This window comes from Hymenobacter metallicola (assembly GCF_004745645.1).
GTDB lineage: Bacteria > Bacteroidota > Bacteroidia > Cytophagales > Hymenobacteraceae > Hymenobacter > Hymenobacter metallicola.
On record NZ_SRMB01000002.1, the window covers coordinates 179,857 to 203,868 of the forward strand.

General features: G+C 59.1%; 19 protein-coding genes and 1 riboswitch. Of the genes, 13 read left to right on the forward strand and 6 right to left on the reverse strand.

The window, feature by feature from the left end; translation table 11 throughout:
• Window positions 1-43 precede the first annotated feature (43 nt).
• Window positions 44-403, forward strand: coding sequence for a hypothetical protein (locus tag E5K02_RS11550; RefSeq protein ID WP_135394967.1), 360 nt, complete (start codon window positions 44-46; stop codon window positions 401-403).
• A gap of 497 nt (window positions 404-900) precedes the next feature.
• On the opposite strand, the gene E5K02_RS11555 is transcribed toward E5K02_RS11550, so the two are convergent.
• Window positions 901-2,133, reverse strand: coding sequence for an acyl-CoA dehydrogenase family protein (locus tag E5K02_RS11555; protein WP_240737251.1), 1,233 nt, complete (start codon window positions 2,131-2,133; stop codon window positions 901-903).
• A gap of 232 nt (window positions 2,134-2,365) precedes the next feature.
• Here E5K02_RS11555 and E5K02_RS11560 point away from each other — a divergent pair, with 232 nt between their 5' ends.
• A complete protein-coding gene (locus E5K02_RS11560) occupies window positions 2,366-4,102 on the forward strand; it encodes an APC family permease (protein ID WP_135394968.1) in 1,737 nt (578 codons plus the stop codon).
• A 210-nt stretch (window positions 4,103-4,312) separates the two neighbouring features.
• Here E5K02_RS11560 and E5K02_RS11565 read toward each other — a convergent pair whose 3' ends face one another.
• A complete protein-coding gene (locus E5K02_RS11565; RefSeq protein WP_135394969.1) occupies window positions 4,313-6,811 on the reverse strand; it encodes a TonB-dependent receptor in 2,499 nt (832 codons plus the stop codon).
• 62 nt (window positions 6,812-6,873) lie between these two features.
• Window positions 6,874-6,982, reverse strand: a riboswitch (TPP riboswitch).
• Window positions 6,983-7,185: 203 nt separating this feature from the next.
• Here E5K02_RS11565 and E5K02_RS11570 point away from each other — a divergent pair.
• A complete protein-coding gene (locus E5K02_RS11570) occupies window positions 7,186-7,428 on the forward strand; it encodes a hypothetical protein (protein WP_135394970.1) in 243 nt (80 codons plus the stop codon).
• 111 nt (window positions 7,429-7,539) lie between these two features.
• On the opposite strand, the gene E5K02_RS11575 is transcribed toward E5K02_RS11570, so the two are convergent.
• The 4 genes from E5K02_RS11575 to pnuC are packed head-to-tail and all read right to left on the reverse strand — an operon-like array spanning window position 7,540 to window position 10,071.
• Window positions 7,540-7,959 carry a GNAT family N-acetyltransferase gene (locus tag E5K02_RS11575; RefSeq protein ID WP_135394971.1) on the reverse strand — a complete coding sequence of 140 codons (420 nt, stop codon included), beginning with the start codon at window positions 7,957-7,959 and terminating at the stop codon, window positions 7,540-7,542.
• 11 nt (window positions 7,960-7,970) lie between these two features.
• Entirely contained in the window at window positions 7,971-8,858 is an 888-nt protein-coding gene (locus E5K02_RS11580; protein ID WP_135394972.1) for an aldose 1-epimerase family protein, read from the reverse strand.
• 29 nt (window positions 8,859-8,887) lie between these two features.
• On the reverse strand, window positions 8,888-9,442 hold the full coding sequence (locus tag E5K02_RS11585; RefSeq protein WP_135394973.1) for an AAA family ATPase: 555 nt from the start codon (window positions 9,440-9,442) through the stop codon (window positions 8,888-8,890).
• Window positions 9,442-10,071, reverse strand: coding sequence for a nicotinamide riboside transporter PnuC (gene pnuC, locus E5K02_RS11590; RefSeq protein ID WP_167856376.1), 630 nt, complete (start codon window positions 10,069-10,071; stop codon window positions 9,442-9,444). The genes E5K02_RS11585 and pnuC overlap by 1 nt, the downstream gene beginning before the upstream one ends.
• A gap of 118 nt (window positions 10,072-10,189) precedes the next feature.
• On the opposite strand from pnuC, the gene E5K02_RS11595 reads away from it, so the two are divergent.
• The 10 genes from E5K02_RS11595 to E5K02_RS11640 all read left to right on the forward strand — a co-directional run bounded on the left by E5K02_RS11595 (window position 10,190) and on the right by E5K02_RS11640 (window position 23,999).
• Window positions 10,190-10,513 carry a rhodanese-like domain-containing protein gene (locus E5K02_RS11595; RefSeq protein WP_135394975.1) on the forward strand — a complete coding sequence of 108 codons (324 nt, stop codon included), beginning with the start codon at window positions 10,190-10,192 and terminating at the stop codon, window positions 10,511-10,513.
• 78 nt (window positions 10,514-10,591) lie between these two features.
• Window positions 10,592-13,126, forward strand: coding sequence for an ATP-dependent helicase HrpB (gene hrpB / locus E5K02_RS11600; protein WP_135394976.1), 2,535 nt, complete (start codon window positions 10,592-10,594; stop codon window positions 13,124-13,126).
• A gap of 230 nt (window positions 13,127-13,356) precedes the next feature.
• Entirely contained in the window at window positions 13,357-14,151 is a 795-nt protein-coding gene (locus tag E5K02_RS11605) for a DUF2490 domain-containing protein (RefSeq protein ID WP_135394977.1), read from the forward strand.
• A gap of 116 nt (window positions 14,152-14,267) precedes the next feature.
• Window positions 14,268-15,740: an IMP dehydrogenase gene (gene guaB, locus E5K02_RS11610; RefSeq protein ID WP_135394978.1), complete on the forward strand. Its 1,473-nt coding sequence runs from the start codon at window positions 14,268-14,270 to the stop codon at window positions 15,738-15,740.
• A gap of 191 nt (window positions 15,741-15,931) precedes the next feature.
• Window positions 15,932-18,028, forward strand: a complete 2,097-nt coding sequence (locus E5K02_RS11615) for a PP2C family protein-serine/threonine phosphatase (protein ID WP_135394979.1) — start codon at window positions 15,932-15,934, stop codon at window positions 18,026-18,028.
• 14 nt (window positions 18,029-18,042) lie between these two features.
• Entirely contained in the window at window positions 18,043-18,372 is a 330-nt protein-coding gene (locus tag E5K02_RS11620; RefSeq protein ID WP_135394980.1) for an STAS domain-containing protein, read from the forward strand.
• 22 nt (window positions 18,373-18,394) lie between these two features.
• On the forward strand, window positions 18,395-18,808 hold the full coding sequence (locus E5K02_RS11625; RefSeq protein WP_135394981.1) for an ATP-binding protein: 414 nt from the start codon (window positions 18,395-18,397) through the stop codon (window positions 18,806-18,808).
• A 170-nt stretch (window positions 18,809-18,978) separates the two neighbouring features.
• Window positions 18,979-21,279, forward strand: a complete 2,301-nt coding sequence (locus E5K02_RS11630) for a peptidylprolyl isomerase (RefSeq protein ID WP_135394982.1) — start codon at window positions 18,979-18,981, stop codon at window positions 21,277-21,279.
• 240 nt (window positions 21,280-21,519) lie between these two features.
• Window positions 21,520-22,908: a peptidylprolyl isomerase gene (locus tag E5K02_RS11635; RefSeq protein ID WP_135394983.1), complete on the forward strand. Its 1,389-nt coding sequence runs from the start codon at window positions 21,520-21,522 to the stop codon at window positions 22,906-22,908.
• A gap of 125 nt (window positions 22,909-23,033) precedes the next feature.
• A complete protein-coding gene (locus E5K02_RS11640) occupies window positions 23,034-23,999 on the forward strand; it encodes an AAA family ATPase (protein ID WP_135394984.1) in 966 nt (321 codons plus the stop codon).
• Window positions 24,000-24,012: the final 13 nt, after the last annotated feature.

A 24,012-nucleotide genomic window follows, 5' to 3' on the forward strand; every position in this document is an offset into this window, starting at 1 on the left:
GTCTTTGCCAATGTAGTTTCCCTTCTAACCTTTCGCTCACGCTATGAGAAATGTATTTTTTGTGTCCGCTTTACTACTCGTAGCCTTGGGTAGCTGGGCCTTTTACCCCCGCTCTGGTGCTGCTGGGGGCTATATGCAGGTGTCGATGTACGCAGGCTCTGGCAAACCTGTCTTGGTCACCATTTCACCCAGTGGGGAGGTCACGGAGGAAAAGCTGACGACCAAAGCCAAGGGGGACTACAAATACCAGGCGTTGCTGCTGGTAAAACTCAACGAGCTGCGCAGCCAGGGCTGGACGGTGGTCGACATGCAGCAGACCGAAACCAGCACGCCCAACCTGAACTACCCGTTGCTGGGCCCGGACGTGGTGAGCTCGGCCACGTATTTATTGGAGCGGCGCTGAGCTGGATACGAGGCAGCCTTTTGCGTTGAGTCTGCTAAATAAGTGCGCAGATCGGGCTAGTGCCAGTCGTGGCCGCAATGACGGCACTGGCGGGCATTGGGCGTGCGAGCTAGCCGGCCGCATCGGGGGCACAGGTTCAAGAGCTTCTCGCGGCCATGTGCGTTGAAGACCGCAACGGCCGTATTATATAGAAAAGCCTCCGGCCCGTCGGCCAGCCTTTCCAACAGGTGCTTATCCATGATTAGCCAGTTCTTACGCTGAAAGAGTAACAGCATCCTTTGACGGCTGGCATCAGCCATTGCGCCTAATTTTTCTGTTGACTGTATGTGCCGCAACAGCAATTTCTCCTGGTCTGACAGCAGGCGTGAAAAGTATGTGAGTATATACTCTACCGTCTCATGATTCATGTCAGCATTATAGCAAAAAACGGCCGCCCGGTTTCCAGGACGGCCGTTTCTGTTGGTCGACATGACGTTCTGTTTTCTTGTCAGAAAGCTTTACTTAAACGCCTGAATGCCGGTAATATCGGCCCCGGTGATGAGCAGGTGAATATCGTGGGTGCCTTCGTAGGTAATGACCGACTCCAGGTTCATCATGTGGCGCATGATGGGATACTCGCCGGTGATGCCCATGCCGCCGTGAATCTGGCGGGCTTCGCGGGCTACCTGCAGAGCCATGTCTACGGAGTTGCGCTTGGCCATACTGATTTGGGCGCTGGTGGCTTTGCCCTCGTTTTTGAGCATGCCCAGGCGCCACACCATCAGCTGGGCCTTGGTGATTTCGGTAATCATCTCGGCCAGCTTCTTCTGCTGGAGCTGAAAGGCGGCAATGGGCTTGCCGAACTGCTCCCGCTCCAGAGAGTATTTCAGGGCCGACTCGTAGCAGTCGATGGCCACGCCGATGGCGCCCCAGGCAATGCCGTAGCGGGCCGAGTCGAGGCAGCCGAGGGGGCCGCGTAGGCCTTCCACGTTGGGCAGCAGGTTTTCCTTGGGCACCTTCACGTTGTCGAATACCAGCTCGCCGGTGCAGGAGGCGCGCAGGCTCCACTTATTGTGAATTTCGGGCGTGGTGAAGCCTTCCATGCCGCGCTCCACAATCAGGCCCTTGATGCGGCCCTGCTCGTTTTTGGCCCACACCACGGCAATCTGAGCCTCGGGCGAGTTCGAAATCCAGAGCTTGGCGCCGTTGAGCAGGTAGTAGTCGCCCTTGTCCTCGATGCGGGTCACCATGCCGCCGGGGTTGGAGCCGTGGTCGGGCTCGGTGAGGCCGAAGCAGCCCAGCCACTCGCCCGAAGCCAGCTTGGGCAGGTACTTCTTGCGCTGCTCTTCCGAGCCGTAGGCATAAATCGGGTACATCACCAACGAACCCTGCACCGAGGCCGTGGAGCGCATGCCGGAGTCGCCCCGCTCGATTTCCTGCATAATCAGGCCGTAGCTGATGTAGTCGAGGCCGCCGCCGCCGTACTCAGTCGGGATGGTGGGCCCGAAGGCGCCCACGTCGCCAAACTTCTTGACGATTTCGGAGGGAAAATGATTGTCCTGAGCCCACTTCTCGATGCTGGGGCTGATTTCCTTTTTAACGAAGTCGCGGATGCTCTGCCGAATGAGCTTGTGCTCTTCGGTTAGCAGGCCGTCGATGTCGTAGTAGTCGGTAAAGCCGGCCGCATTCAAAGAACCGCTGCGGTGCTCAGCTTTAGCTTTCGGCGAGAGGACGTCGGATTGGGAAGACATAACTGGGGATTGGGTGGGAATCAGCCTCAAAGATAGAAGTTTCAAAATGCGGAACAGGCTCTGCGGGGGGTTGGTTCGCCGTGGCGCAGCAAGTAGAGCAGTGTATGCTATATCCTGATTCCACCAGTAGCAACTCCTGCTCAGCCCGAGAATCATTCGTTTTTATATTCGAAAACCCCAATTTCTCCGTAGAGGGCACATTCTCCCATCCGCCCTTTCCCTCCCTGCATCTATGAGTCACGAAAAGAAACTAAACGAACTGGAAGCCACGGCTATCTGCGGCAACGACATTTCTTCGTCGTGTCTGTATGTGTCGGCCCTGGCCATAGCCTACGCCGGGCAGTACGCCTGGATTGCCCTGCTCCTTGTGGGAGCCGTGTTGTTTCTGTTTCGCACGATTTACGGTGAAGTTGTGGGGGCGCTGCCGCTCAACGGTGGGGCCTACAACGTGCTGCTCAACACGACCAGCAAGCGTAACGCCGCCCTGGCTGCCTGCCTCACCATTCTCTCCTACATGGCTACGGCCGTTATTTCGGCTTCCGAGGCCATGCACTACCTGCACACGCTCTGGCACGGGCTGCCTATTATCGGGGCCACGCTGGGCTTGCTGGGCCTGTTTCTGGTGCTGACCATCCTGGGTATTTCCGAATCGGCGAAGGTGGCCGTGGGCATTTTCCTGGTGCATCTGGTTTCGCTCACCCTGCTGGTGGGCAGTGCTGTCTGGTATCTGGCTACGCACGGGCTGGCCAACCTGAATCTGAACTTTCAGCTGCCCGTGAAAGGGGGCAGCATTGCTAACGCCCTATTTTTTGGCTTTAGCGCCGCCATGCTGGGTATCTCGGGCTTCGAAAGCTCGGCTAACTTTGTTGAAGAGCAAGCCCGGGGGGTATTCCCCAAAACCCTGCGCAACATGTGGATTGTGGTGAGTTTCTTCAACCCGGTCATCGCCTTTCTGGCCATTGCCGCGCTACCCATGCAGGAAGTAGGCCAGCACACCGAAACCCTGCTCTCCCACCTGGGCACTACCACGGGCGGGCGGTGGCTGGGCACGCTGATTTCGGTGGATGCGGTGGCTGTGCTCAGCGGGGCCGTGCTAACGTCCTTCGTGGGAGTAAGCGGGCTGATGAAGCGCATGACTCTGGACCGGATTCTGCCCCAGTTCTTTCTGAAGGAGAACAAGCGCAAGAGCAACTACCTCATCCTGATTACTTTTTTCCTGCTTTGCGCGTCGGTGCTTTTTATTACGAGCGGGCAACTAGGGCCGCTGTCGGGGGTGTATACTATTTCGTTTTTGGCGGTAATGGCCTTTTTTGCCCTGGGCAACTTTCTGCTCAAGAGTAAGCGGCCCAAGCTGCCCCGACCAGTGTACGCGGGCATTTTCACCGTGACACTTGCTTTAATCAGCATTCTGGTGGCCCTGTACGGCAATATCAAAATCCACCCCGACTACCTGATTGTCTTCCTGCAGTACTTCCTGCCTACCATGGCGCTGGTGTATATTATGCTCAACCGCACGGCTATTTTAAATCTGGGGCTGGCGGCCATCAATTCCGTTGCCGAACACTCCCGTTTCTCGCGCCTGGGCCGGCTGTTTGTGCGTCGGCAGCTGCGGGAGTTGCACAAGCAGGAATTTGTGTTTTTCACCAAAGGCGACAATGTTTCCAACCTGAACAAGGTTATGGCCTACGTGGTGGAGAATGAGTTTACCAACCGCCTCAAAATCGTGACCCTGCTCAAGCCCGGCGAGCAGTACCCGCAGGAGCTGCTCACCGACATTCACGTACTGGACCGCGCCTACGAGCAGATAGAAGTAGACTTTGTGACCATCGAAGGGCAATTCGGCCCCCAGCTGATTGATGACTTGTCGCAGAAGTGGAACATCCCCAAAAACTTCATGTTCATCGGCTCCCCCGGCAACCAGTTTCCCTACCACGTATCCGAGCTGGGCGGCGTGCGGCTGATTATCTGATCTGGTAAACGTGTCATTGCGAGGCCGGAGGCCGTGGCAATCCGTCCTACACTGGCGACTAACGCCCTTAAATCAGGAAGCCCCTTCCTACACGCGGTAGGAAGGGGCTTTTCACTTTAGAGCACTCAGCACCTTTCAGCGGACGGATTGCCACGGCTGCGCCTCGCAACGACACGCTCCCCACATGTAGCACATTAGTAGCTCAGCACATTAAAACTTCACGCCGACCGAGGCCAGGTAGTTACGGGTAGCTTGCGGGAAGTAAAAGTTGAAAATTTGCTGGCGGCCGGTGGCGTCGGGGTAGCCGTAGGTGTAGCCATTGGCCACATACTCCCGGTTCAGCAGGTTGTTGACCAACAAGCCCAGCTCGATTTCCTTTACGAATACTGGCCGAATGGTGTAGCGCAGGCGCAGGTCCAGGACTTGGTAAGGCGCTATGCGCTTGGCGTCGCTGGCCGAGTTGTCGAGAAACTGCTCACTCACCGTTTTGTAGAGCAACGCCACGCGCAGGCCCTTCAGCGGCTGGCCTTCCAAGGTGTGGGCCGACACGACGGCGGGCGAATACGAAATAGTGGACAAACGGCCTTCCGAGGCGGTTACGGGCTCAAAATTTTCGTTGTACACCGTTTCGCGGTAGTTCAGAATCCGGTTGCGGCTCAGCGTCAGGGTGCTACTGAGGCTGAGTACGTCCTGGGCGGCCACCGAGCCGCTCAGCTCCAGGCCCGTGCGGTAGCTGCGGGCTACGTTGGTACGCAGGGCCGTCCCCACGTCGTTCAGCTGCCCCGTGGCCACCAGCTGGTTGTGGTAGTTCATGTAGAAGTAGTTGGCCTCGAAGCGCACCGCCGTCGGGCGGCCGAACAGGGGCACTCCGGGCCGCGTGAAGCGGTAGCCCGCCTCGTAGTCCTCCAGCCGCTCCGACTTAGCGGTCTGGTCGCCGGCGGGCCGGTCGGTGAAGTCGGACCGGACCGGCTCGCGCTGCCCTACGGCAAAGCTGGAGTACACCTGATGACCTTGCCCCAGGGAAATGGTGTAGCCGAACTTGGGGTTGTAGAAAGTGTAGTCGGCGCGGGTGGTCACGTCGTTCTGGTCGTCCTCTACCCCATCAATGGCATACTTGATGTGACGCACCTGCAGGTCGCCGTACACGCTCAGCCAGGGCAGCACCTGCCACGTGGCGCGGGCGTAGGCGTTGTAGTCGGTTTTGGTAGCGTCGTTGAAGTAGTAGCGGTGGCGGATGCTGCCGTTGGAAGCATACTGGGCCCAGATTACTTCCCCGTAGTGGTCATTGGTAAAGCGGTTCCAGGCCCCGCCCACAGTGGCTTGCAGCTTGTCGTTGTCGTGGGGCTGGTAGTTCAGGGCGAAGGTGCCGCCGTAGAAGTAGTTGTCGAGCCACTTCTGGTCTACGAGGTTGGTGCGCTTGATGGTCTGGGTGCCGATAACGACATCCTCCAGCCCATAATCGACCAGCTTGCGGTTGGCCCGGTAGCTTTCATAATAGCCGAAGCCCCGGGTCAGGTGCAGGGCCGCCCCGATGTTCCAGTCGGCGCCCAGCCCCTGCGAAAGGTGAAGCTGGTAGTGGTTCTGCTGGTAGTTGTCGGTCTGGTTGTCGTAGGTATAGTAGCTGTAGCGGCGCCCTTCGCGCAGGCCGCGGGCCACATCGGCCTCGCTCAGCTCCCCATTGTCCAGGAATTGCTGCAACAGCTGCTTATTGCCGGTGATAAAGGGCTCGGGCACCCCGTTCCAGGCCTGGTACGTTTTCTCCCGGCCCGAAAAGGTGATGAACTTGAGCAGCGTGTTTTTGGCCTGGTAGCCCGCCGCCAGATAGTACGACTTCAAATCGGAAGAGGCCCGCACCATGTAGCCGTCGGTGGCAATGCGCGACAGGCGGCCATCAACGGTGAAGTGCCCGCCGAGCAGGCCCGTGCCAAACGAGACATTGTTTTTCCAGGTGTTGAAAGAGCCGTAGGTGTTTTGGGTTTCGGCGTAGGCTTCGCGCCGGTTTTCCAGAGTTGAAATGTTAATGCTGGCCCCAAAAGCTGCCCCACCGTTCTGGCTGGTTCCCACGCCCCGCTGCACTTGCAGGTTGTTGATGGACGACGCCAGATCGGGCAGGTTCACCAGAAACGAGCCGTGCGACTCGGCATCGTTCAGCGGCACCCCGTTGATGGTCATGTTGATGCCCGTGTTGCTGGTGCCCCGAATCCGGATGTCGGTGTAGCCCACCCCGGCTCCGGCATCCGAATTGACGACCACCGAAGGCGTTTGGTCGAGCAGGTAAGGCAAATCCTGCCCGAAGTTGCGCTTGGCCAAGTCCTCCCGACTCACGTTGGTATAGGCCGTGGCCGTGCGGTCGTTGGCGCGGCTGGCCGTTACCAGCGCTTCGCCGGTCAGCACTACGCCCGCCTGCAGCCCCAGCGCGAGGCGTTGCTCTTCGGCCTGGCCCTGTACCTGGCGCTGCAGCACCTCATAGCCCAGAAACGAGATGCGCAGCGCGTGGGGGCCAGCTGCTACGGCAGGCAGCACGAAAGTGCCGGCCGCATCGGTCGTGCCCACTACGGCGCCGTCGAGCAGCACCGTGGCGCCGGGCAGGGCATCGCCCGAGCGGGCGTCGGTCACGGTGCCCGTCAGGGGCCCTTGGGCCCACGCCGCCGGAGCAACCAGCAGGGGCAACGCCAGGGTGGCGGCGCCCAAAACCAATATATTTTTCAAGGAAATGGGTAAAGAAAAAGTGGAACGGGCCCTGCGCCAGGGGTCGGCGCACTAGGTTTTCACGTTCGCGGATCGTTTGTTCCCTTCGCCGGCATTACCCGGACAGGTTCAATGGGTATGATCTCAGCCCCACGGCAGCAAGCCGCTGGTAGGGCACCCCTAAAACTATTCTGCAAAGCTAGAGCCGCGGCCGGGGAGTTCCAAATCCAGTATTTCTACGCTTTACTTTCGCCTGATAATCACCTATATTAGGCTAGCGGTAAGGCAAGCCGGAAAAATTACGGCTTCTGAAAACATCCTTGCCGTTCGCTCCGTTAGATTTTTAAAGCCCGCCGGCTCGTCCCCCTTTCCGTCGCCTTTTACCCGTTGCTGCCATGATCAGTCTTATCTACACGCTCGTGGTATTTGCCATTCTGGCCTACTTCATCGTGGCTCCGCGCCACCGCTACCAGCAGCCTCCATACACCGACGGTGACGACGACGGCGGGGAGCCCCTCGACGACGGACTACCCGACCTGGATCTGCCCCCCGGCATTTCCCGGCCCATCAACGACTGGGAGCCCGACTACGGCCGCCCCACCACCCCGGTCCGGCCTTTGGAAACCATCACCTTCTGATTTCGCAGGTATAAAAAAGCGGCCTTTTTGCCTTGTTGCTTCCGGTTAATCGTGGCTGATACTGGAAAAAACTGGCAGAAAGGCCGCTTTTTATGGTTGCGCTGCGCAAGCTTACAAGGCCAGCCGCATGCGCTGGTAAGGAATGTCGCCTTTGTAGAAAACCGCCCCTTCGGCCCTCATGTCGAAACGCTGATAGAATGCCGTAGCATCCTGGCGGGCATCGCACCACAGACTGCGTGCCCCAAGTCGCCGGGCCTCGTCGATTACCCGCTGAAGCAGCACCGAGCCGATACCCTGCCGCTGGAACTTGGGGTCAGTGGCAAACTTGCGAAAACGGGCCTGTTCGTCGTCCACAAACAAGGAAATAACGGACACCAGCTGCTGGTCAAGGAAAGCCCCAAAATGCTGCCCCTCGCCGTCATTCTCAACTTTTACGTAGTCGAAAGGCTTCTCCGGCCACAGCACAGCATGGCGCAGCGGGTACGTTTGCTCCGCCGCAATGGCCCTAATCTCCGGCACTGAGGTGGTCATTGGGGTGGCCGCTAGGTTATGGCTATTGCATACTGCGCCGAATATTCCTGGCCGGGAGCCAAGGTCAAGATACCTTCCTTGTCGGCTAGTTCCGGGGGGCCGCCCACGCTGCTGGCAATGCCCTGCCAGGGCTCGATGCAGACAAACCGGGCTCCTTCGCCTTTGGTCCAAAGGCCCAGGAATGGAAACCCATCGAAGCGCAGGCGCACGGCCCGGTCGGAGGCAAAGCTGCGCAGCGAAATGTGCGTGAAGTCGAAGTGCTTGAACACCAACGCATCCTGGGCAAACAGCTCGTAGGTCAGGGGCATTTCGGTTTCTTGCTGTAGCACCGGGGCCGTTTGGCCGTTCAGCAGGCCGCCCTCCAACAGGTGGCGTTCCAGGGTAACGGGGTGGTCGAAGTGAAAAAAGTAGTCCTCAAATTTCTCCCCTGGCATCAGCGGGCAGTTGAACGCCGGGTGGGCCCCAATGCTAAACAGCAACTCCTGGGCGGAATCCGGGTTCTGCACCTGCCACTGCACCGTGAGCTGCAGCCCGCGCAGCTGGTAGCCGATGCGCAGCACGAAATCGAACGGGTACACCTGGCGGCTCTGCGCATCGGCGCGCAGTTCGAAGGTCAGGGACTCGGCCGTTTGCTCTACCACCATAAACTCCCGGTCCCGGGCAAAACCGTGCTGGGGCAGCCGGTACTCCCGGCCCTGGTGGCGGTAGGTATCCTGGGGCAGGCGGCCAACGATGGGAAACAGCACCGGCGCGTGCCGGGCCCACACGGCCGGGTCGGCGGGCCAGATGTATTCCAGATCAGCAATTTCGGGCAGGTCTTTGCGCACTAGGCTGCTCAGTTCGGCTCCCTGGCTATTTATCGTAACGCGGCACTGGTCGTTTTCGAGCGAATAGTTCATAAGCTACCATTGGTTCAGGAAAGCTCCTTTTACGCCGACAAGGCGTCGGGCGGCGGCACAGCGCGGCTTTTTTCCGCCAGCAAGGCATCCACGTAAAAGCAGGCCTGCTCGAGCCGCTGGGCCGGCGAGCCGCTGATTTCCGCGAAGTTGGACATCTGGCTGCTCAGCTCGGTGTGGTAGATGGTATAGAAATACTGCCGGTGGTGGGGATGCTCCCGCAGCGGGTCGGCTTCCCAGGGAATGTCGATACCGAGCAGCAACACCAAATCGTAGTGCTGCTGCTGAATCCGGTGCTTGACCCACTCCGGGCACTGCCCGAAGGCATGCTCCGACCAGACTTTGATGACCAGCAGGTCGGTGTCGCAAAAAAACACGCGGTTGGCCCCGGCAGCGGCTTTTTCCTCGGCCTCTACCTGCCCGCGGGCAATGCGTTCCAGGTCGTCGATGGTGTAAGCCGAGCCGTGCTTTTCCAGGTATTCGCGGGCATACTCCGGGGCCCAGGTGGTGTGGTAGTACTCGGCCAGCTGGCGGCTGAGCGTGGTTTTGCCCGTCGATTCGGGTCCGGTGAGGGCTACGCGCAGCATCAGGCAGAAACGGAGTTAGCAGTGGGGGCCGCCAGGCGGGCCGTACGGCGCCATTCAATGTAGCCATACGCGGCCAGCACCAGGTACACGGCATACAAGCCGCTGGTTGGATACAGCTGCTTATACCACAGAATCGGCACGTACAGCAGGTCGACCACAATCCAGAGCAGCCAGTTTTCCAGGCGTTTGCGGGTGAGCAGGTACTGAGCGGCCATGCTGCCGGCCGTCGTGAAACTGTCCCAGTGTGGCAGGGCCGCGTCGGTGTTGTGTTGCAGATAATAGCCGAAGCCCAGGGTGAAGGCGGCCACGCCCAGCCCCACGGCCGCCCACTCCCAGGGGCGCGTCCGGCTCACGACCAGGGCCGTTTGGCGGGCTCCGCCGTAGAGCCACTCGTACCAGCCGTAGAGGCTCATCAAAATGAAAAATCCCTGCAGCAGACTGTCCGAATACAGCTGGGTGCGGAAGTAGACCACCGCGTAGAGGCCGCAGCTGAAGATGGCCACCGGGAAGTTCCAAAGCGACTCGCGGGCCGCCAGCCAGACGCAGGCAAACCCGGTAAGCACAGCCACCCACTCCAGCGGGGTGCCGCCGGCAGCGGAAGTCCAGAACTCGTAGAGAGCGTGTAACAAAGTGAAAGAGAATGACGCGGTAGGGAAGTATTCGGGCCGACCGGGCCGGGCCGAGGCCAAAGCTAACCAGTGACCCGCTAATTTTACGGTCTCATCTCACTTTTGCTTTTCTTAGTCTATGCTCCCCGAAATTACTCCCGAAGATTTGCACGCCCGCCTGCAGCAAGGCGAGGCCCTGCACCTGCTCGACGTACGGGAGCCCATGGAATTTGACTATTGCCAGATTACGGGCAGCCAACTTATTCCGCTGGGTGAAATTGCCCGCCGCTGGGAAGAGCTGCCCACCGACCAGCCCGTGGTACTGATTTGCCACCACGGCGTCCGCTCGGCCCAGGCCCTGGCTTTTTTGCAGCACCGTCACGGCCTGCGCAATCTGCTCAACCTACGCGGCGGCATTCACGCCTGGTCGGTGCGCGTCGACCCCACCGTGCCGGTGTACTAAGGCCACCTGGCAAATAGCAGCTTCCAACCGCTGCCTAGTTCAGCGACTTTTCTCCGAATACTTCCCCTTCCCCGCCCCGTGCGCCTGCCCGACTTACCTATTTGTGCGGCTCTGCCCGAGCTGTTGGCTACCCTGGCCACCACTAACTGCGCCGTGCTGCAGGCCCCGCCCGGCGCCGGCAAAACCACGGTAGTACCGCTGGCCTTGCTTGCAGCCGACTGGATGCCCCCCGCCGGCCGCATCATTGTGCTCGAGCCCCGGCGCCTGGCAGCCCGGGCCGCCGCCGCCCGCATGGCCAGCCTTCTGGGCGAGCCGGTGGGGCAAACGGTCGGATACCGGGTTCGGCTGGAAAGCCGCGTATCGACCCACACCCGCATTGAGGTGGCCACCGAGGTTATTCTGACCCGGATGCTGCAGGACGACCCGGCCCTGGAAGGCGTAGCGGCCGTGCTCTTCGATGAATTTCACGAACGGAGCCTGCAAGCCGACTTGGGCTTGGCCCTGGCCCTTGATGCCCAGGCTGTGCTCCGCCCCGACTTACGCCTGCTTATTATGAGTGCCACGCTGGAAGCCGAGCGTCTGGGCAGCTGGCTGCAGGCCCCGGTGGTCCGCAGTGCCGGCTTGCAACACGCCGTTAGCACTAGTTACTTGACGCCGGCCCGGGTAGCCGCCGCCGGTAGCCGGCCTTCGGAGCGCCTGGCCGACCTCACCCCGGCCGTGGTTCGGGAAGCCTTGCACCAGCACCCGGAAGGCGACGTACTGGTGTTTTTGCCGGGCTTGGCCGACCAGCGCCGCACCGCGGAGAAGCTGGCCGGAGCCGTTTCTGCCACAACGGATATTCACGTGCTCCACGGGGAGTTGCCCGCCGAACAGCAGGATGCCGCCCTGCGCCCCGCGCCCAAAGGGCGGCGTAAGATTGTGCTGGCCACCAGCATAGCCGAAACCAGCCTGACCATCGAGGGGGTGCAGATTGTGGTCGATGGTGGCTTTGCCCGCGTGCCCCAGTTTGAGCCCCGCACCGGCCTGACGACCCTGGCCACGGTGCCCGTCAGTCAGGCTGCCGCCGACCAGCGCCGGGGGCGGGCGGGCCGCCTCGGCCCCGGCACGTGCTATCGGCTCTGGACCGAGGCCGAGCACAGCATGCGCCCAGCCCACTTGCCACCCGAAATCTTAACTGCTGACCTGAGTGGGCTGGCGCTGGAACTGGCTTTGTGGGGTACGCAGGATCCAGCCGCGCTCCGCTGGCTCGATGCCCCGCCGGCGGCCGCTCTAGCGCAAGCCCGGGAGCTGTTGGTGCGCTTGGGGGCTCTCACAAAGGAAGGGCAACCTACGCCCCACGGCCGCACCTTGGCCGGTCTGGGCCTGGTTCCTCGCCTGGGCCACTTGGTTATTCAGGGCAAGGCCGTCGGCCACGGTGCTACGGCCTGCGCCCTGGCCGCCCTGCTTACGGAGCGTGACATTTTGCGCCTAGCCGATGGTACCCCGGCTCCTCCCGATTTGCGCTTACGGGTCGAGGCGCTGGCTACGGGCCGGGCCCCACTCCCCGGCTTGCTCCCCGATGCCGGCGCGGTTCGCCGCGTACGGGAAGCGGCAGCAGTACTGCGCAACCGGGCCCACGTCCGCGACACCCCCCTGGAGCCGGATGCGGCGGGGCTGCTGGCCGCCCTGGCCTACCCCGACCGCCTGGCCCAGCGCGAAACTCCCGAACGAGTACGTCTTATTACGGGGCAGCGGGCCGCATTGCCCGCCGAGTACTTCAGTCAGGGCACTACCTTTTTCGCCATAGCGCATCTGGATGGGCCGCCCCACGCCCCGCGCGCTGCCCTGGCCGCGCCCGTGGAGCGGGAAGAGTTGGAGCAGCATTTCACGGCGTTACTTGAAAACTTAGAGGAAGTCCGCTGGGATGCTGCTGCCGGGCGCGTGGTGGCCCGCCGCCTCCGCCGCCTCGGGGCAGTTACCCTTTCCGAAACTATCCTAGCCCAACCCAGCGCCGAAGCAGTGGCCGCGGCCTTGCTGGAAGGCCTGCGCCAAGGCGGTATAGTGCGCCTGCCCTGGACTGAGGAAGCCCAGCAGGTTCGGGAACGGCTGGCTTTTGCGCACTATTGGAACCCGGCGGAATGGCCCGATGTGTCGGACGAGGCCTTGGCCGAAGCTTTGCCCGAGTGGCTTGGCCCCTACTTGGCCGGTGTGCGAAGCATGGCCGAAGTAAACCGTTTGCCATTGGGCGAAGCCCTGCTGAACTGGCTGCCTGGTGGCTGGGCTCAACAACAGGAATTACAGCGCCTAGCCCCGGCCCATTGCCTGGTACCCAGCGGCTCGAATATCACCCTGGACTATTCTAACCCGGAAGCTCCAGTATTGGCTGTACGCCTGCAAGAGGTGTTTGGCCTGCTCGATACGCCTACGGTGGGCCACGGTAAAATTCCGCTTACCCTGCACCTATTATCCCCGGCCCGGCGCCCAGTGCAGGTCACGCGCGACCTACGCAGCTTTTGGTCTACGGGCTATTTTGAAGTACGCAAAGACCTACGGGGCCGCTACCCCAAGCATCATTGGCCCGACAACCCGTTGGAGGCTCCCGCCACTCGGGGCACTAAGAAACGCCCGGGGTAAAATGCAATACACTGCTTATGGCTAACGCACGAAGTTGGGCGCGCTGCTTTTCTCTTCCCATCAGCTCCAACTGTACCGGTTGATCCGGTAAGGCCAGCCTATCGGGAAAACACCCTGTACTTGCCCGAAGACACCTCGTTTCGAAAAAAATTAACTGCTGCTACCGGTAATAGCTAAAATACAATCGTAACAATTTGGTAATGCAGGTAACAATTGCGTAACATTAGTGGATGCTTGCGCGCCCTACCTCTCTGCTGTTTGCTACGTTAGCCCTCCTCATCACCGGGACGGAACAGGCATGGGCGCAAAGTGCAGGGTCGGGTCCAGGTTTGGGCCAGCCGCGCCGGGCAGGTACTGCCACTTGGCTAGCCCTTACCTCTGATACACGCCTTGCCGACCACTGGGGTGCTCATGCCGAAGTTCAGGGGCGCCGAACTTCCGGTGGCGCCGCCCGGCAAAACTTGCTACGCTTAGGCATAAACTATCATGCCAGCGCTGCTTTGGTCTTTTCGGCCGGGTATGCGCACGTACTGACTTTTCCGAGCGGTGACTTTTCTGCCGTTACGCAGTTGCCCGAGCACCGGGTGTACGAGCAGCTGCAGTTGCACGACTCCCACGGCCGCCTGCAGTTGTTGCACCGCTACCGGCTCGAACAGCGCTGGGTGCAGCTTGCCGACCAACCGGCGCCCGTTTACCTTAACCGCATCCGCTACCAGCTCCGCCTGACTTATCCGCTTTCGGCTCCGACCTTACAACCCGGTGGGGCTTACCTAGTAGCTGCCGATGAACTGTTTCTGGGCTTCGGGGCCAATGTGCAGCACGGCATCTTCGATCAAAACCGTGCTTATGCAGCGGTGGGCTACCAGATTAGTAAGGCCCTGGCCCTGGAAGCGGGCTACCTGAATCAACTGCTACAACCCTACAGCGCCACTGACTTTGGCAGCATGCATTCAGTGCAGATAGGCCTGACATTCAACCCGGAGTTTCGCCCCACTGGCACCCTGGCTTCCGCCCAGCCACAGTAGGCCATCTTCGTCTTACGCAACGCAAAATCAGGGGTAGCTAAACCTTAACACGCGCTTACCCGATTTTTCGTCGTAGCTTTACCCGGCAATAAGCGGTACCTAATCATCTTATTGCCATGGCCAACGCGCTGCCCAAAATTGCCTTCGAGGCCCTTACCTACGACGACGTCCTGCTGCTGCCTGCCTATTCGGAGGTACTGCCCCGCGACGCGGACACCAGCTCCCAGCTCACCCGTAACATCCGCCTGAAGCTGCCCTTTATTTCGGCTGCCATGGACACCGTCACCGAAGCGGAAATGGCTATTGCCATGGCCCAGGAAGGCGGCATCGGCATCATTCACAAGAACATGAGCATCAAGGCGCAAGCCGAGCTGGTGCGCCGCGTGAAACGCTCGGAAAGCGGAATGATTCTGGACCCTTTCACCCTGCAGGAAACCGCTTCCCTGGGGGATGCCAAGCGCCTGATGCGCGACAATAAAATTGGCGGTATTCCGATTGTCGACGACCAGCGCCGCCTCAAGGGCATTCTGACGAACCGGGACCTGCGCTTCGAAAAAGACATGGAGCGGCCCGTGGCCGAGGTAATGACCAAAGACAAGCTGGTCACGGCCAACGCCGGCACCGAACTAGCTCATGCCGAGGAGATTCTGCAGGATTCGAAAGTTGAAAAGCTGCCCGTGGTTGATACCGAAGGCCGCTTGGTTGGCCTGATTACCTACCGCGACATTCGCAAGCGCCGCCGCAGCCCCAATGCCTGCAAAGATGAATTCGGCCGCCTGCGCGTGGGGGCCGCCGTAGGCGTCACGCCCGACCTGCTAGACCGGGTAGGCGCCTTGGTTGACGCGGGCGTGGATGTGGTAAGCGTCGACACGGCCCACGGCCACAGCAAGGGCGTGCTGGACGCCGTGCGCAATATCAAAACCAAATTTCCCAAGCTAGAGGTTATTGCCGGCAACGTGGCTACGGCCGCCGGAGCCCGAGCCCTGGCCGACGCCGGGGCCGATGCTGTGAAAGTAGGGGTGGGCCCCGGCTCAATTTGCACGACGCGCATTATTGCCGGTATCGGGGTGCCCCAGCTTTCGGCGGTAATGGAAGCGGCCCGCGGCTTGGAAGGCACGGGCGTCCCGCTTATTGCCGACGGCGGGGTAAAGTTTTCCGGCGACGCAGTGAAAGCCCTGGCTGGCGGAGCATCGTCTATTATGGTCGGTTCTTTGCTGGCCGGCACAGAAGAAGCGCCCGGGGAAGTAACGCTCTACGAAGGCCGCAAATACAAGTCGTACCGGGGCATGGGCTCGGTCGAAGCAATGGAAGAAGGGTCCAAGGACCGGTATTTCCAGGATGCCGAGGACGACGTAAAAAAGTTGGTTCCGGAAGGTATTGTTGGCCGGGTGCCGTTCAAGGGCGGCGCCGGGGAGGTACTCTACCAGCTGGCGGGTGGCCTGCGGGCCGGCATGGGCTATTGCGGGGCGGCTACCATCGAGGAGTTGCAGCAGGCGCAGATGGTGCGCATCACCGGAGCCGGCCTGCGCGAGAGTCACCCCCACGATGTGCAGATTACCCGTGAAGCGCCTAATTATAGCAGCCGCTAACTTTTCGGGGTAATTATTACAAAAAAAGAGGTCAGTTGCCCCAGGGCGGTTGACCTCTTTTTTTGCATTTTCGTAGGGGTAATCTTATCATCCCGGAAAGCCTATCGGCCAATTTGCTAATCAGGCCGTATCTTGCGGATACATTACGGGCGCTACTAACTCAGAAGCCCGTTCGTATTTTATTCCTATTCATGCCCTTCCGACAGAAGCTGAAAGCTATAGTGTTGCCCTTCACCGTGCTGAGCTGGTTGATACTGCTTATCAGCACTCTGCTACACGCTAGTCCGGCCACTGCTGAATCCCTTGGTTTGCCCCCGCAATGGGTCACGCTGCTGGCCCAAGCAGCTTTCGTGGCCGGCGTCTTTGTGTACCAGCGCAGCCAGCCCGACCCGCTCCGGGGCACCGACTTTGTGGGCCTGCTGCGGCGGTTGGTACTGGGGCCGGGGTTGCTGGCTACCGTCTGTGTCGGCCTGCACCTGCTTGAGCGCCTCATCGAGTTTCGACAGCCTACTGCCGACCGGACGCTCTTTGCCTGCGTTTACACTATCAATCTGGGCCTGTTCGTCGTTTTTCTGGCGTATACCAACTACTCCTGGCGCTCCTTGGTGCTGTTCCGTTCCTCGGCCCGCCTACGCCGCGACTGGCAGTGGTTTGAACTCCTGCTGGGTGGAACCTTACTATTTCGCCTGTTTGCCTGGACCCCGCCCGTGCCGGTAGCTTACTTTATTTTGGGCGGTCTGGCGGTGTTTGGGGTGTATCTGAGTGGCAATCAAAAGTGGGTGGCTTACCTGAACCGCCGTCAAAAGTGGGAAGTAGTATTTATGCAACTGGCCTTGCTGCTGTGCCTGGGCATTTTCACGATTTACTTTCTGCGCATTGCCCAAGACCCCAAATTAGTTGCGCCCGCGCCCCAGCATGCTTTTCTGCTGCTGACCGTATTCTTTGCCGGGTTCTATTCCCTGGCGGGGCTGCTGGTTACTTTTTTCAACCTGCCCACGGCCGGCGTTTTTGAGCAGAAACGGGACGAGATTCTGAGCCTACAGCGCTTAACCCAGCTGATTCAGAAAGGTCAGACGGAAGAAGAAGTTTACCAGATGCTGTTCGAGGCTGCCATTCAAACGGTAGAAGCCGACGCGGCCTGGCTGGATATCGAGAACGAGGGCCAGCTCCACCCCGCCCAGCTCTTCAACGTCAGTACCGAGCATACCCAGGCTATTCGGACCCTGCTTACCGATTACAATCTGGGTCAGATTGAATACCTCAATAACGACTTGCCCAACAGCAGCGGCTTCCGCAGCCTGGAGCTACCCTACGGTTCCCTGATTGTGATGCCTATGCGCTCGGCCAAGCGGCAGTACGGCGCCTTGTACATGCTGAAAGAGCAGCGGCAGAGCTTTGACCGCGAAAACCTAGGCATTCTGCAAACCTTCACCAGCCAGACGGTGCTTAGCATCGAAAACCTGCAGCTGGTGGCAGCCTCCTTGCAAAATGAGCGGGTAAAAGAGGAGTTAAAAATTGCCTCTTCGGTGCAGGATAGCCTGATTCCGAAGGACTTGCCTATTGACAACTGGTTTGAAATTGGCTCCCACGCCCTGGCGGCCAAGGAAGTAGGCGGCGACTTTTACGACTTCCTGCACTTGCCCGGCAAGCGGCTGGCTATTCTCATCGGCGACGTATCGGGCAAGGGCATCACGGCGGCCTTCCACATGGCCCAGATGAAGGGCATTTTCCACGCCTTGATGCAGGAAAACCCGCTGGCCAAGGACGAGCGGGAGAAATTTCCGGTGCCCAGCAAGTTCATGTCGATGGCCAACCGCGCCCTGACCCACTGCCTGGAGAAGTCGTCCTTTATTACCGCCGCGCTCTACATCGTCGACTACGAGCACGGGGGCTTCGTGTTTGCCCGCGCCGGCCACTGCCACACGCTTTACTACCACTCCATCAAGGAGGAAGTGTCCTACTTCCGCACCGCTGGTCTGGGCCTGGGTATCATTCGGAACGATTCGTACGAGAAGCACATCAAGAACCAGTTCTACGACTACAACCCCGGTGACGTGATGGTAATCTATACCGACGGCATTGTGGAGGCCCGCGGGGCCAACCAGGAAGAATACGGCGAGGAGCGCCTCAAACAAATGCTCGAACACACGTATTACCTGGAGGCCGACGAAATCAAGCAACAGATTCTGGACGACCTGAATGAGTTCAGTAAAGGCCAGCCCATGCACGATGACCAGACTCTACTGGTCATCAAGTTTAAGGCAGCTCAACCAGAAGCAACTATCTAACGTACAGTGGAGGCATGAAAATTAACCAACAAACCACCGAAGATACCCTCACCCTCAGTCTGGATGGCGAACTGGATGCCAGCTCCTCCGTTCTGCTTGACACGGAGTTGACCAAGCCTGAAGTTCTTGATTATAAGAAGGTTCTGGTAGACTGCCAGCGCCTGAACTATATTTCTTCCGCCGGCCTGGGCGTATTTATTTCCCATCTGCAACGCTTTCAAGATGCTAACGTGAAGCTGATTTTCTTCAACATGCAGGAGAAAGTGCACAACGTATTTGAAATTCTGGGCCTGGATGCCCTGATGACCATCGTGCCTTCGGAGGCCGAAGCCACTGCTCTTTAAGCTTCTAGGGGTATCGTAGGGAATGAAAGACGCAATCCGTATCAGTTGTAACCGCCACAACCTAAAAGTGGTGCGCGACTTTGTAAGCGCCTATCTGGCGGCTTACCGCCTGTCGGATTTGCAGCTCAACCAGATTATCCTGGCTGTCGACGAAGTCGTAGCTAACTTAATTATTCATGCCAACCACGAGGACGAATCCCAGTTTCTGGATTTGCGCATGGGCATGGACAATCAGGTATTTGAAATCGAAATCGAAGACGACAGCAAGTCGTCCTACCAACCTTCGCTCTACAAAGAACCCGATCTGCAGGAACACATCCGCATCGGTAAAAAAGGTGGGGTGGGTATGACGCTGGTCAACCGAATTATGGACCGCGTAGAGTTTACCACAACGGGTACCCACAACGTCTGCCGGCTCTACAAACGCATTGTGTGAGCCCCGAGCTTATCCGAAAAAGCACTTCGCCTGCGGAGTGCTTTTTTTATGCCCGACGTGGAACTTGGTTGGCAGCGTCGGCCCGAAAAAAATGCGTAAAATTGCGTCAGTCAGCCCTCCGTCTTACCCTGTTACGAGGACTGCACGCTTTGTAGTATCTTATTTTTTGTATGCACAAACGCATTTTGTACGCCGGCCCCTTGGCTGCTGCACTGCTGGCCGCTGGCTGCCAGACGACCAAATCGACTACTACTGCCGCCAAACAGCCCGTCATTGAGACCCTGGGAACCTACGAGGTACCCGCAGGGGAGTTTGCCTATGTTTACCGGAAAAACAACGGCAGCGCCCCCGAATTTGGCACCCGGCCCAGCGTGCAGGAATACTTAGACCTGTACACCAACTTCAAACTGAAAGTGCTGGAAGCCGAGAAGCGCGGCCTCGATACCACTCAAGCATTCAAGCGCGAACTGGAAGGCTACAAACAGCAACTGGCCCAGCCTTATCTCACCGAGAAGAGCGTGACCGACCAACTGGTGCGCGAAGCCTACGACCGGATGAGCAAGGAGGTCAACGCCTCCCACATTCTGATCCGGATGGCTCCCGACGCCACGCCGGCCGACACGCTGGCCGCCTACAACAAGATCGTGGCCCTGCGCCAGCGCGTAACCGGTGGGGAAGACTTCAACAAAGTAGCCGCCGAAACTTCCGAAGACCCCTCAGCCCGGGACAACGGGGGCAAGCTGGGCTACTTCACGGCCATGCAAATGGTGTATCCGTTTGAGTCGGCGGCGTACCGCACCAAAGTAGGCGAAGTGTCGCAGCCCGTGCGTACCCGCTTTGGCTACCACATCATCAAGGTAAACGATGTGCGCACGGCCCAGGGCGAAATTAAAGTAGCCCACCTCATGATCCGGGCCACGCCGGGCATGCCCAAGGCCGATTCGGTTACGGCCAAGAAAAAGATTGACGAGCTCTACAGCCGCCTGCAGCGCAAGGAGCCCTGGGATAAGCTGGTAGCCCAGTTTTCGGAAGATGCCGGCTCCGCTGCCAACGGGGGCGAGTTGCCGCCCTTCGGCACGGGCCGCATGATTCCCTCGTTCGAAGAAGCCGCCTTCCGCCTCCAGAACCCCGGCGACTTGTCGTCGCCCGTGCAGACGCCCTACGGCTGGCACATCATCCGCCTGCTGGAAAAACAGCCGGTGCCCAAGTTCGAGGACATGGAAGCTTCCCTGAAAGGCAAGGTTTCGAAAGATTCCCGTTCGGAGCTGAACCGCACGGCTTTCCTCAAGCGCATCCGCACCGAAAACCAGTTCACCGAAAACCAGGCCGGCAAAGATTTCGTCTTTGCCAAAGCCGACACGTCGCTGGTACGGGGCCGCTTCAAGTACACTGCTCCGGCCACTCCAACCAAGGCCAGCAAGACGGTTAACGACAACTCCACGCTGTTTACCATTAAGGGCAAGCCCTACTTGGTAAAAGATTTCCTGACCTACGCCCAGCAAAATCAGCGGGCCAAGGCCGGCGCCGAGCCCCGCTACGCCATGCAGCAGCTCTACGACCAGTACGTGGATCAGAGCCTGACCGACTTCGAGAAAGCCAACCTGGAAACCAAGTACGAAGACTACCGCATGCTCGTCAAGGAGTACCGCGACGGTATTCTGCTTTTCCAGCTGATGGACGAGAAAGTATGGTCGAAAGCCATTGAAGACACAGTAGGCCTGCAGAAGTTCTTTGCCGACAATCAAAGCAAATACCAGTGGGAACCCCGCGTGCAGGGTACTGTCATTAGCGCGGCTACGCCCCAGCTGCTTACCCAGGCCCAGGCCCAGCTCAAAGCCGGCCGGTACGAGGTGAAGCGCGGGCTGGTACAGAATGTGCCTTTCCTGGCGGGCAAATCGAATGTTGCGAAAGGCGGCTGGGCTGACCTGGACCGCCTGGCTAGCCGTCTGCAGTCGGACACCACGCTGACCCTGACTATTACGGGCCGGCCGAAAAAGGGTGAGTCGGCGGCTTTGGCCGCTCCCCGCGCCAATAGCGTGAAGTCCTACCTGGTGCAGAAAGGAGTGCCCGCCCGCCGCTTGCTCACCAAAACCAGCAAGACGGCCGCTAGCAGCCCCATTGCACTGTCGATGACGAGCACCAGCCCAACGGCCCTGGAAGAAAATCTGAACGAGCAGAATCCCTTGGCAGTGCAGATTCAGCAGCGCAGCTTCCAGAAGGGTGACAACAAAGTGGTAGACGAGCTCGTGAGCAAGGGCCCTGGCACGTATACGGTCAATAAGGACGGCCGCTACTACGCCGTTACGATTGACAAGGTGCTGCCAGCCGGCCCCAAAACCCTGGCCGAAGCCCGCGGCCAAGCCACTTCCGACTACCAGAACTTCCTGGAAAAGCAGTGGATTTCGCAGCTGCGCGAAGAGTACCCCGTAAAAATCAATCAGGGCGAAGTGGATAAGCTTGTAACTAAGTAACCTCTTGGCCCTGCCAGCCCCCTTCAGAACAAGCCTCGGCCACCACCGAGGCTTGTTCTTTGTTGACCACAATGCAACGCCATTGCCCTCATCCGACTCCTTGGACTATCCAAACCGTTGTTTTTGCCGGAGAAAGGATTTATGTTGAAATTTACGGGCGGCTTTCTGCGTTTCAGAAGTCGGCTGGCTCCGGCAAGTGCTTTCTTTCTAGCTGCCGCGAGCATTACTCTTTACGATTCCATGATTCAATTCCTTCGTTCGTCGGCCCGCGCGGCCCTGCTTGGCATGGGTTTGCTGGCTGGCACTGCTACAACTAGTTACGCGCAGCTTGGTATTGGCCGCCCCGTCGGCCGCCAGATTGCCGACGCCATCATTGTGAAGGTGGACAACCAGATTGTGCTGCGCTCCGACCTGGAAATAGCTTACGCCCAGCAGGTGCAGCAGGCGCAGGGCAAGCCACTGCCCCCCGATTTGCGCTGCAAGATTCTGCAGAGCATCGTGCTCAATAAGCTGATGCTGGCCAAGGCCGAAACGGACTCGGTGGTGGTAGATGACAATCAGGTAAAAAATGAGCTGGACCGCCGCATGGCTTATTTCGTGCAGCAGATCGGCTCAGAAAAAAAGCTGGAGGAATACTACAACAAACCCATCAAGCAGCTCAAGGACGACCTGCGGCCCCAGGTAAAAGAGCAGCTGATTCAGCAGAAGATGCAGGAGCAGATTGCCGGTAAAGTCACCGTGACCCCGCGCGAGGTACGCCAGTACTTTAACCGCATTCCTAAAGACAGCCTGCCCTACTTCTCGACCGAGGTGGAAGTTGGTCAGATTGTGAAGCTGGCCCAGGTAAACCCGAAGGCTAAGCAGGAAACTGTTGCCAAACTCAACGACCTTCGCGCCCGGATTCAGGCCGGGGAAAGCTTTGAAACCTTGGCCAAGCAGTACTCCGAAGACCCCGGTTCGGGGGCGCAGGGTGGCTACCTGGGGTTCTTCAAGCGCAAGGAACTGGTACCCGAGTACGAAGCGGCGGCCCTGCGGCTGGAGCCCGGGCAACTGTCGCCCATCGTCGAGTCCCAATTCGGCTTTCACCTGATCCAGCTTATCGAGCGCAAGGGCGACAGCTACAGCACCCGTCACATTCTGCTCAAGCCTGCTGCCGGTGGCAACGACGTAAACGAAGCCGGCGCCCAGCTGACCAAGCTGCGCCGCCGCATTCTGGCCGACAGCATTACGTTTGCTAAGGCGGCGAAGGATATGTCGGACGACAAGCCCACCAGCGGCAACGGGGGGCTGTTGGCCAACCGCCAGGACGGTGGTACGTATCTGCCCCTGGACAAGCTCGACCCGGCCATTTTCTTTACCATCGATACGATGAAAGTGGGCCACATTACGCCGCCCCTGCCCTACCGTACCGACGATGGCAAAGACGCCATGCGCATTATCTGGCTGAAGTCGAACACCCCGCCCCACCAGGCCAACCTCAAGGACGACTACCAGAAAATTGCTCAGGCCGCTTTGACCGAAAAGAAAAACAAGGCGCTGGACGAGTGGTTTTTGAAGAACCGCGGCTCGGTTTACCTCGAAGCCGACCCTCAGTATGCCGATTGCAAGCTGCTGGATACGGTTTATTAAATGGTGAAATTGTGAAGTCTGAGGTGGTGAGTTTGCTGTTCGAGCCGCGCCTGATGGCGCTAACCGAATCCTAACTCACCATTTCCCCATCTCACAATTTCACATCTTCACCACTTCCTCTTTTCATGCGCACTTTCTCTTCTGATAAAGAAGCCGCCGATGCCCTGGCAGCCTCCTACCGTACGTTGCGCCAGGAAATCGGCAAAGTTATTATTGGCCAGGACGACGTGGTTCGCCTCGTACTGACGGCGGTATTCTCCCAAGGCCACTGTTTGCTGGTGGGGGTACCGGGTCTGGCCAAAACCTTGCTTATTCAAACCATAGCCGACTCACTGGACCTGTCGTTCAACCGCATCCAGTTCACGCCCGACCTGATGCCTTCCGACATTGTGGGCTCGGAGACGATGAATCAGCAGCGCGACTTCCAGTTTGTGAAAGGCCCCGTGTTTGCCAATATTGTACTAGCTGACGAAATCAACCGGACACCGCCCAAAACCCAGGCGGCCCTGCTCGAAAGCATGCAGGAGTACGCCGTAACGGTGGCCGGTAAGCGGTATGGTTTGGAACGCCCGTTTTTTGTGCTGGCCACCCAAAACCCGATTGAGCAGGAAGGCACCTACCCGTTGCCCGAAGCCCAGCTCGACCGGTTTATGTTCAATATCGAATTGGGCTACCCCAGCTACGAGGCCGAGCTGCAGATTGTCAAGAACACGACTTCCGATAAGAAGCCGTCGGTAAGCAAAATTCTGCACGCCGACGAGATTCAGGCTTACCAGCAGCTGGTGCGCCGCGTGCCCGTGGCCGACAACGTAGTGGAGTACGCCGTGAACCTGGTGCACAAAACCCGGCCCAACACCGAACGGTCTCCGGCTCGAATTAATCAGTTGCTGGAATGGGGAGCGGGCCCGCGGGCTTCGCAGCACCTTATCGTCGGGGCCAAGTGCAACGCCCTACTCAACGGCAAGTATTCCCCCGACATTGAGGATGTCAAGGCCATTGCCCTGCCCATTCTGCGCCACCGCTTGGTGCGCAACTTCAAGGCCGAAGCCGAAGGCATCAGCATTGACCAAATCGTAAAAGAAATTCTTTAGAAATGTTGAATTT